The 17,090-nt window shown below is 61.6% G+C and carries 15 protein-coding genes; all 15 read left to right on the forward strand.

The window, feature by feature from the left end; all coding sequences use genetic code 11:
• Positions 1-203 precede the first annotated feature (203 nt).
• The 15 genes from mraZ to ftsZ all read left to right on the forward strand — a co-directional run bounded on the left by mraZ (position 204) and on the right by ftsZ (position 17,007).
• Positions 204-659, forward strand: a complete 456-nt coding sequence (gene mraZ, locus F8N80_RS12440; protein WP_150746189.1) for a division/cell wall cluster transcriptional repressor MraZ — start codon at positions 204-206, stop codon at positions 657-659.
• Positions 656-1,603 (forward strand): 16S rRNA (cytosine(1402)-N(4))-methyltransferase RsmH, encoded by a 948-nt coding sequence (gene rsmH / locus F8N80_RS12445; protein ID WP_440131185.1) that lies wholly within the window; start codon positions 656-658, stop codon positions 1,601-1,603. The genes mraZ and rsmH overlap by 4 nt, the downstream gene beginning before the upstream one ends.
• On the forward strand, positions 1,600-1,893 hold the full coding sequence (gene ftsL, locus F8N80_RS12450) for a cell division protein FtsL (RefSeq protein ID WP_150746188.1): 294 nt from the start codon (positions 1,600-1,602) through the stop codon (positions 1,891-1,893). The genes rsmH and ftsL overlap by 4 nt, the downstream gene beginning before the upstream one ends.
• Positions 1,893-3,632: a peptidoglycan D,D-transpeptidase FtsI family protein gene (locus tag F8N80_RS12455; protein ID WP_191632914.1), complete on the forward strand. Its 1,740-nt coding sequence runs from the start codon at positions 1,893-1,895 to the stop codon at positions 3,630-3,632. Before ftsL ends, F8N80_RS12455 begins: the two co-directional genes overlap by 1 nt.
• The gene (locus F8N80_RS12460; RefSeq protein ID WP_150783959.1) at positions 3,632-5,095 is read left to right on the forward strand and encodes a UDP-N-acetylmuramoyl-L-alanyl-D-glutamate--2,6-diaminopimelate ligase; all 1,464 of its coding nucleotides are present in this window, start codon (positions 3,632-3,634) and stop codon (positions 5,093-5,095) included. The genes F8N80_RS12455 and F8N80_RS12460 overlap by 1 nt, the downstream gene beginning before the upstream one ends.
• Entirely contained in the window at positions 5,088-6,455 is a 1,368-nt protein-coding gene (locus tag F8N80_RS12465; RefSeq protein ID WP_150783960.1) for a UDP-N-acetylmuramoyl-tripeptide--D-alanyl-D-alanine ligase, read from the forward strand. The genes F8N80_RS12460 and F8N80_RS12465 overlap by 8 nt, the downstream gene beginning before the upstream one ends.
• Positions 6,455-7,537, forward strand: coding sequence for a phospho-N-acetylmuramoyl-pentapeptide-transferase (gene mraY, locus F8N80_RS12470; protein ID WP_128873751.1), 1,083 nt, complete (start codon positions 6,455-6,457; stop codon positions 7,535-7,537). Before F8N80_RS12465 ends, mraY begins: the two co-directional genes overlap by 1 nt.
• Before the next feature lie 5 nt (positions 7,538-7,542).
• Positions 7,543-8,889 (forward strand): UDP-N-acetylmuramoyl-L-alanine--D-glutamate ligase, encoded by a 1,347-nt coding sequence (gene murD / locus F8N80_RS12475; protein WP_150746184.1) that lies wholly within the window; start codon positions 7,543-7,545, stop codon positions 8,887-8,889.
• On the forward strand, positions 8,886-10,103 hold the full coding sequence (gene ftsW / locus F8N80_RS12480) for a putative lipid II flippase FtsW (protein WP_150746183.1): 1,218 nt from the start codon (positions 8,886-8,888) through the stop codon (positions 10,101-10,103). Before murD ends, ftsW begins: the two co-directional genes overlap by 4 nt.
• Positions 10,093-11,163, forward strand: a complete 1,071-nt coding sequence (gene murG, locus F8N80_RS12485; RefSeq protein ID WP_150746182.1) for an undecaprenyldiphospho-muramoylpentapeptide beta-N-acetylglucosaminyltransferase — start codon at positions 10,093-10,095, stop codon at positions 11,161-11,163. The genes ftsW and murG overlap by 11 nt, the downstream gene beginning before the upstream one ends.
• Entirely contained in the window at positions 11,156-12,616 is a 1,461-nt protein-coding gene (murC, locus tag F8N80_RS12490) for a UDP-N-acetylmuramate--L-alanine ligase (RefSeq protein WP_150746181.1), read from the forward strand. Before murG ends, murC begins: the two co-directional genes overlap by 8 nt.
• Positions 12,613-13,593, forward strand: coding sequence for a D-alanine--D-alanine ligase (locus tag F8N80_RS12495; protein WP_150746180.1), 981 nt, complete (start codon positions 12,613-12,615; stop codon positions 13,591-13,593). Before murC ends, F8N80_RS12495 begins: the two co-directional genes overlap by 4 nt.
• Positions 13,594-13,597: 4 nt before the next feature.
• Complete coding sequence (locus F8N80_RS12500; protein ID WP_150746179.1) at positions 13,598-14,467, forward strand: cell division protein FtsQ/DivIB; 870 nt, start codon at positions 13,598-13,600, stop codon at positions 14,465-14,467.
• A gap of 15 nt (positions 14,468-14,482) precedes the next feature.
• Positions 14,483-15,742 (forward strand): cell division protein FtsA, encoded by a 1,260-nt coding sequence (ftsA, locus tag F8N80_RS12505; RefSeq protein ID WP_128873758.1) that lies wholly within the window; start codon positions 14,483-14,485, stop codon positions 15,740-15,742.
• Between the two features lie 71 nt (positions 15,743-15,813).
• Positions 15,814-17,007, forward strand: coding sequence for a cell division protein FtsZ (ftsZ, locus tag F8N80_RS12510; protein ID WP_150746178.1), 1,194 nt, complete (start codon positions 15,814-15,816; stop codon positions 17,005-17,007).
• The last annotated feature ends 83 nt before the right edge of the window (positions 17,008-17,090 follow it).

Here is a 17,090-nt window from a genome sequence, read left to right on the forward strand (position 1 = left end):
GATCAAGTTATTGAGCGGCTTCACCTGCCCGATCCTCGTTGCACCCTCCTTTATGCTCCTAAATCCAAGTTCTGTAAGGGTTTTCCTTTGATGTGCGCCTTGACGGTGCGGTAGCCGCATTCCTATAGTGTGCACAAGTGGCGGAAAGTGGCATGAAGTGGGTTTTTTGAGCTATAAGCGCTACAATTTGGAGAACCGCTGACGTGTTTCGCGGAGCTAATGCAATCAGTCTCGATGCAAAGGGCCGTCTCGCTATGCCGAGCCGATACCGTGACGAGCTGGTTGCGCGCAGTTCCGGTCAGTTGATCGTCACCATCGATGCTGTTGATCCGTGTCTGTGCGTTTATCCCCTCGATGAGTGGGAAATTATTGAAACCAAACTGCGCACACTGCCTTCGTTTCGCGAAGAGAACCGTCGTCTGCAACGTTTACTGATCGGTAATGCCGTCGACCTCGAGCTCGATGGCAGTGGTCGTTTTTTGGTTCCGCCGCGTCTTCGTGAATATGCCAGGTTGGATAAGCGCGCGATGTTGGTAGGCCAACTGAACAAGTTCCAATTGTGGGACGAGGATGCCTGGGATGCGGTTTCTGCCGCTGACCTGGCTGCTATTCAACAACCGGGCGCCATGCCTGATGAACTGCGTGATTTGATCCTGTGACTATTGATAGCGGCTTTAACCACATCACCGTACTGCTTGACGAAGCCGTCGAGGCTCTCGCCGTACGACCTGATGGCTGCTATCTGGACGGTACGTTCGGGCGCGGCGGACACAGCCGGTTGATCCTCAGCCAGCTCGGTCCCGATGGTCGGGTGCTCGGATTCGATAAAGATCCTCAAGCGATTGCCACCGGGCAAGCGCTAGCGGCCGAAGATGGCCGCTTTGTCGTTGTACAGCGTAGCTTTGCCGAGCTCGGTTCGGAAGTCGCCGAACGCGGCCTGGCGGGCAAGGTCAGTGGCGTTCTGCTCGATCTGGGCGTCTCTTCGCCGCAGCTCGACGACCCTGAGCGCGGCTTCAGTTTCCTCAACGATGGCCCGCTGGACATGCGCATGGACCCGTCTCGCGGGATCAGCGCTGCCGAATTCGTCAACACCGCGCCGGTGGAAGAAATTGCCCGGGTGTTCAAGGAATACGGCGAAGAACGTTTCTCCGGTCGCATGGCCCGTGCCGTGGCCGAGCGTCGCGACATCAAGCCGTTCGAGCGCACTGCCGATCTGGCTGAAGTCCTGAAAGTCGCCAACCCGGCGTGGGAAAAGGGCAAGAACCCGGCGACCCGTGCGTTCCAGGGCCTGCGTATTCACGTCAACAACGAACTGGGCGATCTGGAGGCCGGCCTCGAAGCCGCCCTGGAGTGCCTGGACGTCGGCGGTCGTCTGGTGGTCATCAGCTTCCATTCGCTGGAAGACCGCATCGTCAAACTGTTCATGCGCAAACTGGTGAAAGGCGAAACCGACAACCTGCCGCGCAACCTGCCGGTCCGTCACGTCGCCTTCGAACCGAAAATCAAAGTCCATGGCAAAGCGCAGTCCGCGTCCGAGGCCGAACTCAAAGCCAACCCACGTTCCCGTAGCGCCATCATGCGTGTCGCGGAGAAGCTGCGGTGAGCAAGCTTTTCGCCAAGCCACTTCCTGGCGGAAGCTTTTTCATGCTGCTGCTGTTTGTCGGCGTGCTCGTGTCTGCCGTCGGCGTGTCCTACAGCGCCCACTGGAACCGTCAGCTGCTGAACTCGCTGTACAACGAGTTGAGCGTACGCGACAAGGCACAGGCGGAATGGGGCCGGTTGATTCTCGAGCAGAGCACCTGGACCGCCCACAGTCGTATCGAAGTCCTGGCAACCGAGCAACTGAAGATGCGCATTCCCGGTGCCGCTGAAGTGCAGATGGTGGCGCCATGATGAAACTCGAAGGCGCGCTCTTCCCGTGGCGTTTTCGCCTGGTGCTGGGTTTGCTCGGCGTCATGGTCGCGGCCATTGCCTGGCGCATCATCGACCTGCAAGTAGTCGACCGTGCCTTCCTGAAAGGTCAGGGCGATGCGCGTAGCGTTCGACATATCCCGATTCCGGCTCACCGTGGCCTGATCACCGACCGTAATGGCGAGCCTTTGGCCGTGAGTACGCCGGTCACCACCCTGTGGGCCAATGCCAAGGAAATGCAGCTGGCCAAAGAGAAGTGGCCAGCACTGGCCGCGGCGCTGGGTCAGGATCCCAACGCCCTGGCCAAGCGTCTCGAAGCTCAGGCCAATAAAGAATTCATTTACCTGGTGCGCGGGCTCACCCCCGAGCAAGGCCAGTCCGTGCTCGATCTGAAAGTGCCGGGCGTTTATGGCATTGAAGAATTTCGGCGTTTCTACCCGGCCGGTGAAGTCACCGCACACATGGTCGGGTTTACCGACATCGACGACCACGGTCGAGAAGGGGTCGAACTGGCCTACGACGAATGGCTGGCCGGGGTGCCGGGCAAGCGACAGGTCATCAAGGACCGGCGCGGCCGACTGATCAAGGATGTCCAGGTCACCAAAAACGCCAAGGCCGGAAAGCCCTTGGCGTTGTCCATTGACCTGCGCCTGCAATATCTGGCCAACCGTGAACTGCGAAACGCGATCATCGAGAACGGCGCCAAGGCTGGCAGCCTGGTGATCATGGACGTGAAGACCGGCGAGATCCTCGCCATGGTCAACCAGCCGACTTACAACCCGAACAACCGGCGCAACCTGCAACCGGCGATGATGCGTAACCGCGCGATGATCGATGTGTTCGAGCCGGGTTCGACCATGAAAGCGATCTCCATGAGCGCCGCTATCGAAACCGGTCGCTGGAAACCAAGCGATACCGTCGAGGTTTACCCGGGCACGCTGCAGTTGGGCAAGTACACCATTCGTGACGTTTCCAAATCCGAAGGTCCGGTCCTCGACCTGACCGGGATTCTGATCAATTCCAGTAACGTGGGCATGAGTAAGGTCGCGTTCGACATCGGCGGCGAAACCATTTTCCGTCTGGCACAGAAAGTAGGTCTTGGCCAGGACACCGGTCTGGGTTTTCCGGGCGAGCGCGTCGGCAACCTGCCGAACTACCGCGAATGGCGCAAGGCTGAAACCGCCACGTTGTCCTACGGCTACGGCATTTCCGTAACCGCGATCCAGTTGGTCCACGCCTTCTCGGCCCTGGCCAACAACGGTCGCCTCGCGCCGCTGACGCTGATCAAAACCGACAAGGTGCCGCAATCCACTGAAGTGCTGCCAGAAGCGGTCGCGAAAACCATGCAGACCATGCTGCAGCAAGTGATCGAGGCCCCCCGCGGTGTATTCCGTGCGCAGGTGCCGGCCTATCACGTGGGCGGCAAGTCGGGTACCGCGCGTAAAACGTCGGTCGGTACCAAAGGCTATGCCGTGAACTCCTACCGCTCGCTGTTTGCCGGCTTCGGTCCGATGAACGATCCGCGCTACGCGATAGTCGTGGTGATCGATGAACCGACCAAGGCCGGTTACTACGGTGGCCTGGTATCGGCGCCCGTGTTCAGCAAAGTGATGTCCGGGACCCTGCGTCTGATGAACATCACGCCGGACAATCTGCCACCTGTTCAACAAGCGAACGCAACACCGGTCGTTCCGCTAAAAGCCAATGGAGGGCGCGGCTGATGTCTCTGAGCCTGAATAAGATTTTCGCCCACGCCGGTCACGATCTGCTGATCCGCGAACTGACCCTGGACAGCCGAAATGTGCGGGCGGGCGATCTGTTTCTCGCCGTTCCTGGCGGCAAGTTCGACGGTCGAGCGCACATCGCCGACGCCTTGCAGCGCGGTGCCGCGGCGGTGGCTTACGAAGTCGAAGGCGCAACCGTGCTGCCGATCACCGAGGTGCCGCTGATTCCGGTCAAGGGGCTGGCGGCGCAGTTGTCGGACATCGCGGGGCGTTTTTACGGTGAACCGAGCCGCCATCTGAATCTGATCGGCGTCACCGGCACCAACGGTAAAACCAGCGTAACGCAGTTGGTCGCGCAAGCGCTGGATTTGCTCGGTCAGCATTGCGGCATCGTTGGCACCCTGGGCTCCGGTTTCTACGGCGCGCTGCAAAGCGGCCTGCACACCACCCCGAACCCGATCGCCGTGCAAGCGACCCTCGCCGACCTGAAAAAGGCCGGTGCCAAAGCCGTGGCGATGGAAGTCTCTTCCCACGGTCTGGATCAGGGCCGCGTGACTGCGTTGGCGTTCGATGTGGCGGTGATGACCAACCTGTCCCGCGATCACCTGGATTACCACGGCACCATGCAGGCCTACGGCGAAGCCAAGGCCAGGCTGTTTGCCTGGAGCGATCTGAAATGCCGCGTGGTCAACCTTGACGACGATTTCGGCCGGCGACTGGTCGCGGAAAAACGCGAATCGCGGCTGATCACCTACAGCCTGGAAAATTCCAGCGCCTATCTTTATTGCCGTGAAGCGCAGTTCGACGACGAAGGCGTGCGCGCCACACTGGTTACCCCGCAGGGTCAACACCATCTGCGCAGCACCTTGCTCGGTCGCTTCAACCTGAGCAACGTACTGGCGGCCGTGGGTGCCTTGCTCGGTCTGGATTACGCGCTGGACGAAATTCTCAAGGTGCTGCCGAAACTCGAAGGCCCGGTCGGTCGCATGCAGCGGCTCGGCGGTGGTTCCCAGCCGCTGGTGGTGGTCGATTACGCCCACACGCCGGACGCGCTGGAAAAAGTCTTGATGGCCCTGCGTCCTCACGCCAAAGGTCGCTTGCTGTGCCTGTTCGGTTGCGGCGGCGATCGCGATCGGGGCAAGCGCCCGCTGATGGCCGAAGTGGTCGAGCGCCTGGCCGACGGCGTGCTGGTGACCGATGACAACCCGCGCACGGAAGACCCCGCCGTGATTTTCGATGACATCCGCGCCGGCTTCACGGCTGTGGATAAAGTCACTTTCGTCGCCGGCCGTGGCCAGGCGATTGCCCGGTTGATCGCAGGTGCGTCGGTGGATGACGTGATTGTCCTGGCCGGTAAAGGTCACGAGGACTATCAGGAAATCAACGGCCAGCGTCACGCGTTCTCCGATCTGGTCGAGGCCGATCATGCCTTGACCGCGTGGGAGGTGGCCCATGCTTAAAGCGTTGAAGCTGAGCGAATTGACCGGCGCGCTGAACGGCCAACTGCTGATGGCCGATGCCACGTTCGATGGCGTCAGTATCGACAGTCGCGCCATCGAGCCCGGCCAACTGTTCATTGCCCTGACCGGTCCGCGCTTCGATGGCCATGACTATTTGAGCGATGTGGCCAACCTGGGCGCCGCCGGTGCATTGGTCGAGCGTGAAGTCGCCGACAGCGCACTGCCGCAATTGCTGGTCAAGGATACCCGCCAGGCCCTTGGGCAACTGGGCGCGATGAATCGTGCCGCGTTCACCCATCCCGTGGCCGCCATCACCGGTTCCAGCGGCAAGACCACGGTCAAGGAAATGCTCGCCAGCATCCTGCGCACGCGTGGTTCGGTACTGGCGACCCGTGGCAATCTGAACAATGACCTCGGCGTGCCGCTGACCCTGCTCGAACTCGCGCCGGAACACACCGCTGCAGTGATCGAGCTTGGCGCTTCGCGGCTCGGTGAAATTGCCTACACCGTCGCCATGACCAAGCCGCATGTGGCCGTGCTCAACAACGCAGGTACGGCCCACGTCGGCGAGTTCGGCGGGCCGGAAAAAATCGTTGAGGCCAAGGGCGAGATCATTGAAGGGCTGGCGGCCGATGGCGTCGCCGTGCTCAATCTCGACGACAAGGCGTTCGCCATCTGGAAGGCCCGCGCTGGCGGTCGCAAAGTGCTGACGTTCGCCTTGAGCAATGTCGGTGCCGACTTCTATGCCAGCGACCTGGACCGCGATGCTCGCGGTTGCCCGGCCTTCAATCTGCACAGTCCTGAAGGCGAGGCGCGGGTTCAGCTGAATCTGCTTGGCACCCATAACGTCGCCAACGCCCTGGCCGCCGCAGCGGCAGCCCATGCGCTGGGCGTATCGCTGTCCGGGATCGTCGCCGGCCTTGGCGCGGTGCAACCGGTCAAGGGCCGTACTGTCGCGCAACTGGCCAGCAATGGCATGCGCGTGATCGATGACACGTATAACGCGAATCCCACCTCCATGTGCGCCGCCGTTGATATACTGGCCGGCTTTTCCGGTCGCACCGTCCTGGTGCTCGGGGATATCGGCGAATTGGGCGAATGGGCGGAGCAGGGGCACCGCGATGTGGGCGAGTACGCCCGCGGCAAGGTATCCGCGCTTTATGCCGTCGGGCCGATGATGGCTCACGCCGTGAACGCTTTCGGTGAGCAGGCCTGGCACTTCAGCACACAGGCTGAACTGATCAAGGCCCTCGACGCCGAGCAAGACACAAACACCACCATTTTGATCAAAGGCTCGCGCAGCGCGGCGATGGAAAACATCGTCGCCGCTTTGTGCGGGACCCGTCTGGAGAAACATTAATGCTGCTGCTGCTAGCGGAGTATCTGCAACAGTTCTACAAAGGCTTCGCGGTCTTCCAGTACCTGACCCTGCGCGGGATCCTCGGTGTGCTGACCGCGCTGGTTTTGTCGCTGTGCTATGGCCCGTGGATGATCCGTACTTTGCAGAACCGTCAGATCGGTCAATCCGTTCGCAACGACGGCCCACAATCGCACCTGTCCAAATCCGGCACCCCGACCATGGGCGGCGCGCTGATTCTGTCGTCCATCGGCGTCAGCACCTTGCTTTGGGCTGACCTGAGCAACCGTTATGTCTGGACCGTACTCCTGGTGACGTTGCTGTTCGGCGCCATCGGTTGGGTCGACGACTATCGCAAGGTGATCGAGAAGAACTCCCGTGGTCTGCCGAGTCGCTGGAAATACTTCTGGCAATCGGTGTTCGGCCTGGGGGCGGCGATTTTCCTGTTCATGACCGCAACAACGCCGGTGGAAACCACCCTGATCCTGCCGATGCTCAAGGACCACAGCATTGCGCTGGGTGCAGGCTTCATCGTGCTGACTTATTTCGTGATCGTCGGGTCGAGCAACGCGGTCAACCTGACCGATGGCCTCGACGGCCTGGCGATCATGCCAACCGTGATGGTTGGCGGCGGGCTGGGGATATTCTGCTATCTCTCGGGTAACGTGAAGTTCGCCGAATACCTGCTGATTCCTTATGTACCGGGCGCCGGTGAGTTGATCGTATTCTGCGGCGCGCTGATCGGCGCGGGCCTGGGCTTCCTCTGGTTCAACACCTATCCGGCACAGGTTTTCATGGGTGACGTTGGCGCGCTGGCGCTGGGCGCGGCCCTGGGCACTATCGCGGTGATCGTCCGTCAGGAAATCGTCCTGTTCATCATGGGCGGCGTGTTCGTGATGGAGACCCTGTCAGTCGTCATCCAGGTTGCATCCTTCAAGTTGACCGGTCGCCGTGTGTTCCGCATGGCACCGATTCACCACCACTTTGAACTCAAGGGCTGGCCCGAGCCGCGTGTGATCGTCCGTTTCTGGATCATCACCGTGATTCTGGTACTGGTCGGCCTTGCCACCCTGAAGCTGAGGTAGAACGAGTGTCTCTGATCGCTTCTGACCACTTCCGCATCGTTGTCGGCCTCGGCAAGAGCGGCATGTCCCTGGTTCGCTTCCTGGCGAACCGGGGCGTGTCGTTTGCCGTGGCCGATACGCGGGAAAATCCACCGGAACTGGCCACGCTCAAGCGTGACTATCCGCACGTGGAAGTGCGTTGTGGCGAGCTGGACGTCGAATTCCTGTGCCGCGCCGACGAGCTCTACGTGAGCCCCGGCCTGGCGCTGGCGACCCCGGCCCTGCAGGCTGCCGCCGCCCGTGGCGTGAAATTGTCCGGCGATATCGAGCTGTTCGCGCGTAACGCGAAAGCGCCGATTGTCGCCATCAGCGGTTCCAATGCGAAAAGCACCGTCACCACCCTGGTCGGCGAGATGGCGGCTGCGGCGGGCAAGCGTGTTGCGGTCGGGGGCAACCTCGGCACGCCGGCGCTGGACCTGCTCAGCGATGATGTCGAGCTGTACGTGATGGAACTGTCGAGTTTCCAGCTTGAGACCACCGATAACCTCGGCGCTGAAGTGGCGACTGTGCTCAATGTCAGTGAAGACCACATGGATCGCTACAGCGGTCTGCCGGCCTATCACCTGGCCAAGCACCGGATTTTCCGGGGTGCCAGACAATTCGTGGTCAACCGTCAGGATGCCCTGAGTCGTCCGTTGATAGGCGAAGGGCAGCCATGCTGGACCTTCGGCCTGAGCAAACCCGATTTCAAGGCTTTCGGTATCCGTGAAGAAGACGGCGAGAAATACCTGGCCTTCGAATTCCAGAACCTGATGCCGGTGCGCGAGTTGAAGATTCGCGGCGCGCATAACCAGTCCAACGCGCTGGCAGCCCTGGCCCTGGGCCATGCCGTCGGCCTGCCGTTCGATGCCATGCTGTCGAGCCTGCGCACCTTCGCCGGTCTCGAGCACCGCTGCCAGTGGGTCCGCGACCTCGACGGCGTGGGCTACTACAACGATTCCAAGGCCACCAACGTGGGCGCCGCACTGGCGGCCATCGAAGGCCTGGGCGCGGACATCGACGGCAAGCTCGTGCTGATCGCCGGTGGCGACGGCAAGGGTGCCGAGTTCAAGGACCTGCGCGATCCGGTGGCGGCCAACTGCCGCGCCGTGGTCCTGATGGGCCGCGATTCCGACAAGATCGGCGAAGCCATCGGCGATACCGTACCGCTGATCCGCGCCGGCTCCCTGGTCGAAGCCGTCGAGCAATGCCGTGCCGCAGCCCAGCCGGGCGACGTAGTGCTGCTGTCGCCAGCCTGCGCCAGTTTCGACATGTTCAAGAACTACGAAGACCGTGGTCACCAGTTCGTCCAAGCCGTGGAGGATCTGGCATGAGCCTGAGAGGCATCATCAAGCCGTATCCATCGCCGCTCATCACCGGGCGCGGTATCGACCTCGACTTCCCGATGCTCGCCGGTTGCCTGACGCTGCTCGGCCTGGGGCTGATCATGATCGCCTCGGCGTCGACCGAAGTGGCGGCCGTGCAGTCGGGCAGCGCCCTGTATTACATGATTCGCCACCTTATTTACGTGGTGCTGGGCCTGGGTGCCTGCATCGTCACCATGATGATCCCGATTGCCACCTGGCAACGCCTGGGCTGGCTGATGCTGCTGGGTGCCTTCGGCTTGCTGGTGATGGTGATCATTCCGGGGATCGGCCGTGAGGTTAACGGTTCGATGCGCTGGATCGGCTTCAGTTTCTTCAACGTCCAGCCTTCCGAGATCGCCAAGGTGTTCGTGGTGATCTACCTCGCCGGTTATCTGGTGCGTCGCCAGAAAGAAGTGCGTGAAAGCTGGATGGGCTTCTTCAAGCCGTTCATCGTGCTGCTGCCGATGGCGGGTCTGCTGCTGATGGAGCCGGACTTCGGTGCCACCGTCGTGATGATGGGAGCGGCGGCGGCGATGCTGTTCCTTGGCGGTGTCGGGCTGTTCCGTTTTTCCCTGATGGTGGTGCTGGCCGTCGGCGCGGTGGTGCTGTTGATTCAGATGCAGCCCTATCGAATGGCGCGTCTGACCAACTTTGCCGACCCGTGGGCCGACCAGTTCGGCGCCGGCTATCAGTTGTCCCAGGCATTGATCGCCTTCGGTCGCGGCGAATGGCTTGGCGTCGGTCTGGGCAACAGCGTGCAGAAACAGTTCTACCTGCCGGAAGCCCACACTGACTTCGTGTTCTCGGTCCTGGCCGAAGAGCTGGGTGCGGTGGGTTCGTTGTGCACCGTGGCACTGTTCGTCTTCGTGTGTGTTCGTGGCATGTACATCGGACTATGGGCTGAAAAGGCCAAGCAGTTTTTTGCTGCTTACGTGGCATACGGTCTGTCGTTCCTGTGGATCGGTCAGTTCCTGATCAACATCGGCGTGAACGTCGGTCTGCTGCCGACCAAGGGTCTGACCCTGCCGTTCCTCAGTTATGGCGGTAGTTCGTTGGTGATCTGCTGTGCCTGTCTCGGCTTGTTGCTGCGCATCGAGTGGGAGAGTCGAACCCACCTGGGCAGTGAAGAGATGGAGTTCCATGAAAGCGACTTCGCCGAGGAGCCGAACCATGGGCGCTAACGTCATGATCATGGCCGGCGGCACTGGTGGACACGTGTTCCCGGCGCTGGCCTGTGCCCGCGAGTTCCAGGCGCGCGGCTATACCGTGCACTGGCTCGGCACTCCGCGTGGCATCGAGAACGAGCTGGTGCCGCTGGCCGGTATCGAGCTGCACCGGATCAACGCCAGCGGTCTGCGGGGCAAGGGCAAATTGTCCCTGCTCAAGGCCCCGTTCATGGTGCTCAAGTCCATTTGGCAGGCACGGGCGATCATTCGCCAGCTGGAGCCGGTGTGTGCGGTCGGCTTTGGTGGATTTGTGACCGGCCCCGGTGGCGTTGCAGCCAAACTGGCCGGCGTGCCGGTGATTGTTCACGAACAGAACGCCGTGGCCGGTACCGCCAATCGGTTGCTGGTGCCGTTTGCCGCCCGAGTCTGTGAAGCGTTCCCCGACACCTTTACCCTGTCGGACAGCCGCCGGACCACCGGTAATCCGGTGCGCACCGAGCTGTTCCTCGAGACATCGCGACCTGCCCTGGCCGGTCGCAAGGCGCGTTTGCTGATCCTGGGCGGAAGCCTGGGCGCAGAACCGTTGAACAAGTTGCTGCCTGAAGCCCTGTCGCAAGTCGCCCCCGACCTGCGCCCGGAAGTGTTTCATCAGGCTGGCAAAAATCACGATGAAGTGACTGCAGAGCGCTATCGCGCGGCTGGCGTCGAGGCGCAAGTGCAGCCTTTCATCAAAGACATGGCCCAAGCCTACGGCTGGGCCGACCTGGTGGTGTGCCGCGCAGGCGCGTTGACCATCAGTGAACTGGCGGCCGCCGGTCTGCCTTCGATGCTGGTGCCTTTGCCCCACGCGATCGACGATCACCAGACCCGCAACGCCGATTATTTGGCCCGTGAAGGCGCTGCCTTCCTGATGCCACAAAGAACGACTGGCGCAGCGGATCTTGCCGCACGCCTGACAGAGGTCCTGATGCAACCACAACGACTCGCTGACATGGCCACCGCCGCACGCCGCCTGGCCAAACCCGATGCCACCCGTAACGTGGTCGATACCTGCCTGGAGGTGGCCCATGGTTGAGAATCAGAAAGCCGTGCCGCATCCGGAAATGCGCCGCATCCGTCGCATCCACTTCGTCGGAATCGGCGGCGTGGGCATGTGCGGCATTGCCGAAGTGTTGCTGAACCTGGGCTATGAAGTGTCCGGTTCCGACCTGAAAGCTTCGCCGGTGACCGAGCGTCTCGAGTCCTTCGGCGCCCAGATCTTTATCGGTCACCGTGCCGAGAACGCCGCGAACGCCGATGTGTTGGTCACCTCCAGTGCCGTGAACACCTCCAACCCGGAAGTCGCCACTGCTCTGGAACGCCGAATTCCGGTGGTGCCTCGCGCAGAAATGCTGGCTGAGCTGATGCGCTACCGCCACGGCATCGCCGTCGCCGGTACCCATGGCAAAACCACCACCACCAGCCTGATCGCTTCGGTGTTCGCTGCCGGTGGCCTGGACCCGACGTTCGTGATCGGTGGCCGTCTGAATGCGGCAGGCACCAATGCCCAGCTCGGCACCAGCCGCTACCTGATTGCCGAAGCCGATGAAAGTGACGCCAGTTTCCTGCACTTGCAGCCGCTGGTGGCCGTGGTCACCAACATCGACGCCGATCACATGGCGACCTACGACGGTGACTTCAACAAACTGAAGAAAACCTTCGTCGAGTTCCTGCACAACCTGCCGTTCTACGGTCTGGCGGTGGTGTGTCTGGACGATCCGGTGGTGCGTGAAATCCTGCCGCAGGTGAAACGTCCGACCGTCACTTACGGCTTCGGCGACGACTGCGACGTGCGCGCGATCAATGTGCGCCAGCAAGGCATGCAGACCTTCTTCACCGTGCTGCGTCCCGATCGCGATCCGCTGGATGTCTCGGTGAACATGCCGGGCAACCACAACGTGCTCAACGCGCTGGCCACCATCTGCATCGCCACTGACGAGGGCGTCAGCGACGAAGCCATCGTCCAGGGCCTGTCCGGGTTCCAGGGGGTCGGCCGACGCTTCCAGGTCTACGGCGAATTGCCGGTAGAAGGCGGCAACGTGATGCTGGTCGACGACTACGGTCACCACCCGACCGAAGTGGCCGCGGTCATCAAAGCCGTGCGCGGTGGCTGGCCGGAGCGCCGTCTGGTGATGGTCTACCAGCCGCACCGTTACAGCCGCACCCGCGACCTGTACGACGATTTCGTCAATGTATTGGCCGATGCCAACGTCCTGCTGCTGATGGAAGTCTATCCCGCAGGCGAAGAGCCGATCCCCGGGGCCGACAGCCGCAAGCTGTGCAACAGCATCCGCCAGCGCGGTCAGCTCGATCCGATCTACATCGAGCGTGGCGTCGATCTCGCGCCGCTGGTCAAGCCGCTGCTGCGTGCCGGCGACATCCTGCTGTGCCAGGGCGCGGGTGATATCGGTGGTCTCGCACCGAAGCTGATGAAGAGTCCGTTGTTCGCTGGCGCCGTTGTCGCGCCGAGCGTGGGGAAGTTGAAATGACTGCTGTTTACGCCAACCTCGTCTCCACTGTCGCGCCGAAAGACTTCGGCCGCGTCGCCGTGCTGTTTGGCGGCAAGAGCGCCGAGCGTGAGGTGTCCCTGAAGTCGGGGAACGCGGTGCTCGACGCGCTGCTCAGTGCCGGCGTCGACGCGTTCGGTCTCGACGTCGGCGATGACCTGTTGCAGCGCCTGCTGAATGAAAAGATCGACCGCGCCTTCATCATCCTCCACGGTCGTGGCGGTGAAGACGGCAGCATGCAGGGCCTGCTCGAATGCCTGGGCATTCCGTACACCGGCAGCGGCATCCTGGCCTCGGCACTGGCGATGGACAAGCTGCGCACCAAACAGGTCTGGCACAGCCTGGGTATTCCGACGCCACGTCACGCCGTACTGAGCAGCGAGGCCGATTGTATTTCGGCAGCGATGGAACTGGGCTTCCCTTTGATCGTCAAACCGGCCCATGAAGGTTCAAGTATCGGGATGGCCAAAGTGACCTCCGCGCCTGAGTTGATCGACGCCTGGAAAGCGGCCAGTACCTACGATTCGCAAGTGTTGGTCGAGCAATGGATTCAAGGTCCGGAGTTCACCATCGCCACCCTGCGTGACCAGGTGTTGCCACCGATTGCCCTGGGCACGACGCACAGCTTCTACGACTACGACGCCAAGTACGTGGCGAACGATACCCAGTACCGGATCCCGTGTGGCCTCGACAGCAGTAAAGAACAAGAACTCATGGACCTCACGGCCAAAGCCTGTGAGGCGCTGGGTATTGCCGGTTGGGGCAGGGCGGACGTGATGCAGGACGCCGATGGGCAGTTCTGGTTCCTGGAAGTCAACACCGCACCGGGCATGACCGATCACAGCCTGGTGCCGATGGCCGCCCGTGCCGCCGGCCTGGATTTCCAGCAACTGGTATTGGCGATTCTGGCGGCCAGTGTTGCCGGTAACGCTGCCAGTAACAACGAGCCGCGAGGTTAAGACCATGCAAGGCGCCCAGCTGAGACATCAGCCTCCCGCACCGACCGGCCGCAAGCCGGTGCCGCGGGGTGCCAGCCGAATGGTGGCCAAAGAGCCGATGTCCGCGCGCCTGCCCAAAGCCAATTTTGCTTTTATCAAAAGCCTGTTCTGGCCAGTGCTGCTGGTAGCACTGGGTTTCGGCACTTACGAAGGCGCGCAGCGCTTGCTGCCGTACGCCGATCGGCCGATCAGCAAAATCGCCGTGCAGGGCGATTTGAGTTACATCAGCCAGCAAGCGGTGCAGCAACGAATCGCCCCATTCGTGGCGTCGAGTTTCTTCACCATCGACCTGGCGGGCATGCGCACCGAGCTGGAACAGATGCCATGGATTGCCCACGCCGAAGTGCGCAGGGTGTGGCCGGATCAAGTGGTGATCCGCCTGGAAGAACAACTGCCGGTGGCCCGTTGGGGCGATGAATCGCTGTTGAACAACCAGGGGCAGGCGTTCACCCCGCGTGAACTGGCGAACTACGAACACTTGCCACAGCTGTTCGGCCCACAACGGGCTCAACAGAAAGTGATGCAGCAATACCAGGTGCTGAGCCAGATGCTCAGGCCGTTGGGCTTCTCGATCGCACGCCTGGAGTTGCGTGATCGAGGCAGCTGGTTCCTGACCACCGGCGCCGGCAGCGCGGGTCCGGGGATCGAACTGCTGCTGGGACGCGGCAACCAGGTGGAAAAGATGCGCCGCTTCATTGCCATCTATGACAAGACGCTCAAAGAACAGATTACGAACATTGCGCGCATCGATCTGCGCTACGCCAACGGCCTCGCTGTTGGCTGGCGGGAACCTGTAGCGCCCACGACGGCCCAACCCGCTGTCGCGAAGAATTAAGAAGAGGCAGGACCCATGGCAAACGTGCAAAGCGGCAAAATGATCGTCGGTCTCGATATCGGCACCTCCAAGGTGGTGGCGCTGGTCGGCGAGGTCTCGGACGACGGCACGCTGGAAATCGTCGGGATCGGTACCCATCCGTCCCGGGGCCTGAAGAAAGGCGTGGTGGTGAACATCGAGTCCACGGTGCAGTCGATCCAGCGCGCGATCGAAGAAGCGCAGTTGATGGCCGGTTGCCGGATCCACTCGGCATTCGTCGGCGTGGCGGGCAATCACATCCGCAGCCTGAACTCCCACGGCATCGTGGCGATTCGCGATCGCGAAGTCAGCGCCGCCGACCTTGAGCGCGTGCTCGACGCCGCCCAGGCCGTGGCGATCCCGGCTGACCAGCGCGTGCTGCACACCCTGCCGCAGGATTACGTGATCGATAACCAGGAAGGCGTGCGTGAGCCCCTGGGCATGTCCGGCGTGCGCCTGGAAGCCAAGGTCCACGTGGTCACCTGCGCCGTCAACGCCGCACAGAACATTGAAAAATGCGTGCGTCGCTGCGGCCTGGAAATCGACGACATCATTCTCGAACAGCTGGCCTCCGCCTATTCGGTCCTGACCGACGACGAGAAAGAGCTGGGCGTGTGCCTGGTGGACATCGGCGGCGGCACCACCGACATCGCGATCTTCACCGAAGGCGCGATCCGTCACACCGCGGTGATTCCGATTGCGGGCGACCAGGTCACCAACGACATCGCCATGGCGTTGCGCACCCCGACCCAGTACGCCGAAGAAATCAAGATTCGCTACGCCTGCGCCCTGGCCAAGCTGGCCGGTGCCGGTGAAACCATCAAGGTGCCAAGCGTCGGCGACCGTCCGCCGCGCGAGTTGTCCCGCCAGGCGCTGGCCGAAGTGGTCGAGCCGCGTTACGACGAGCTGTTCACGCTGATTCAGGCCGAACTGCGTCGCAGCGGCTACGAAGACCTGATCCCGGCCGGCATCGTGCTGACCGGCGGTACCTCGAAAATGGAAGGCGCGGTCGAACTGGCCGAAGAGATCTTCCACATGCCGGTCCGCCTGGGCGTGCCCCATGGCGTCAAGGGCCTGGACGACGTGGTCCGCAACCCGATCTATTCCACCGGCGTGGGCCTGCTGATGTACGGCCTGCAGAAGCAGTCCGACGGGATTTCGTTCTCGGGCATCAGCAGCCGCGACAGCTACAGCAATGAAGAACCGAAAGTCGCCTTGCTCGATCGCTTCAAGAGCTGGGTACAAGGCAATTTCTAAAGATTTACCGCAGCACCGTTGTAGATACAGGCAGTAGGCGCAAAAACTAGAGAAATGAGAGGAGAGGGAAAATGTTCGAACTCGTAGACAACATCCCCGCAAGCCCGGTTATTAAAGTTATCGGTGTTGGCGGAGGCGGCGGCAACGCCGTCAACCACATGGTCAAGAGCAACATTGAAGGCGTTGAATTCATCTGCGCCAACACTGATGCCCAGGCGCTGAAAAGCATCGGCGCGCGGACCATCCTGCAACTGGGCACCGGCGTGACCAAAGGTCTCGGCGCTGGCGCCAACCCTGAAGTAGGTCGTCAGGCCGCTCTCGAAGACCGTGAGCGCATTGCCGAAGTCCTGCAAGGCACCAACATGGTGTTCATCACCACCGGCATGGGCGGCGGTACCGGTACCGGTGCTGCGCCGATCATTGCTGAAGTGGCCAAGGAAATGGGGATCCTCACCGTTGCGGTGGTGACCCGTCCGTTCCCGTTCGAAGGCCGCAAGCGCATGCAGATCGCCGACGAAGGTATCCGTCTGCTGTCTGAAAGCGTTGACTCGTTGATCACCATTCCTAACGAGAAGCTGCTGACCATCCTCGGCAAGGACGCCAGCCTGCTGTCGGCTTTCGCCAAGGCCGACGATGTACTGGCCGGTGCCGTTCGCGGTATCTCCGACATCATCAAGCGTCCGGGCATGATCAACGTCGACTTTGCCGACGTGCGTACCGTGATGAGCGAAATGGGCATGGCAATGATGGGCACTGGCTGCGCCAGCGGTCCGAACCGTGCACGCGAGGCCACCGAAGCGGCCATTCGCAACCCGTTGCTCGAAGACGTGAACCTGCAAGGTGCACGCGGCATCCTGGTGAACATCACCGCCGGTCCTGACCTGTCCCTGGGTGAGTACTCCGACGTGGGTAGCATTATCGAAGCCTTCGCTTCCGAGCACGCGATGGTCAAGGTCGGTACCGTTATCGATCCGGACATGCGCGACGAGCTGCACGTGACGGTGGTTGCCACCGGTCTGGGCGCGAAAATCGAGAAACCTGTGAAGATCATCGACAATACCGTTCATACTTCCATGGCTTCCCAGCCGCAACAACAAGCCGCTGCACGCCACGAAGCGCCTGCGGTAAACTACCGTGACCTGGACCGTCCGACCGTCATGCGCAACCAGGCTCAGGCTGGTGCTGCGGCTGCCGCGAAGATGAATCCGCAAGACGACCTAGACTACCTGGACATTCCGGCTTTCCTGCGTCGTCAGGCCGATTGATGGAATGTATCAGGGCTATGAAGGTGATTGGTGTTCAGCAAAGGCGTGGTCTGCTATTATCGCCAGCCTTTGTTGATACCAGT

Origin of the sequence: Pseudomonas fluorescens (genome assembly GCF_902497995.1) — a bacterium.
Taxonomy (GTDB): Bacteria; Pseudomonadota; Gammaproteobacteria; order Pseudomonadales; family Pseudomonadaceae; genus Aquipseudomonas; species Aquipseudomonas fluorescens_BK.

Coding starts and splice junctions, on each gene's coding strand:
- F8N80_RS12455 (WP_191632914.1), top strand. CDS start 1,893: ATGAAACTCGAAGGCGCGCTCTTCCCGTGGCGTTTTCGCCTGGTGCTG.
- F8N80_RS12460 (WP_150783959.1), top strand. CDS start 3,632: ATGTCTCTGAGCCTGAATAAGATTTTCGCCCACGCCGGTCACGATCTG.
- F8N80_RS12465 (WP_150783960.1), top strand. CDS start 5,088: ATGCTTAAAGCGTTGAAGCTGAGCGAATTGACCGGCGCGCTGAACGGC.
- mraY (WP_128873751.1), top strand. CDS start 6,455: ATGCTGCTGCTGCTAGCGGAGTATCTGCAACAGTTCTACAAAGGCTTC.
- ftsW (WP_150746183.1), top strand. CDS start 8,886: ATGAGCCTGAGAGGCATCATCAAGCCGTATCCATCGCCGCTCATCACC.
- murG (WP_150746182.1), top strand. CDS start 10,093: ATGGGCGCTAACGTCATGATCATGGCCGGCGGCACTGGTGGACACGTG.
- murC (WP_150746181.1), top strand. CDS start 11,156: ATGGTTGAGAATCAGAAAGCCGTGCCGCATCCGGAAATGCGCCGCATC.
- F8N80_RS12495 (WP_150746180.1), top strand. CDS start 12,613: ATGACTGCTGTTTACGCCAACCTCGTCTCCACTGTCGCGCCGAAAGAC.
- F8N80_RS12500 (WP_150746179.1), top strand. CDS start 13,598: ATGCAAGGCGCCCAGCTGAGACATCAGCCTCCCGCACCGACCGGCCGC.
- ftsA (WP_128873758.1), top strand. CDS start 14,483: ATGGCAAACGTGCAAAGCGGCAAAATGATCGTCGGTCTCGATATCGGC.
- ftsZ (WP_150746178.1), top strand. CDS start 15,814: ATGTTCGAACTCGTAGACAACATCCCCGCAAGCCCGGTTATTAAAGTT.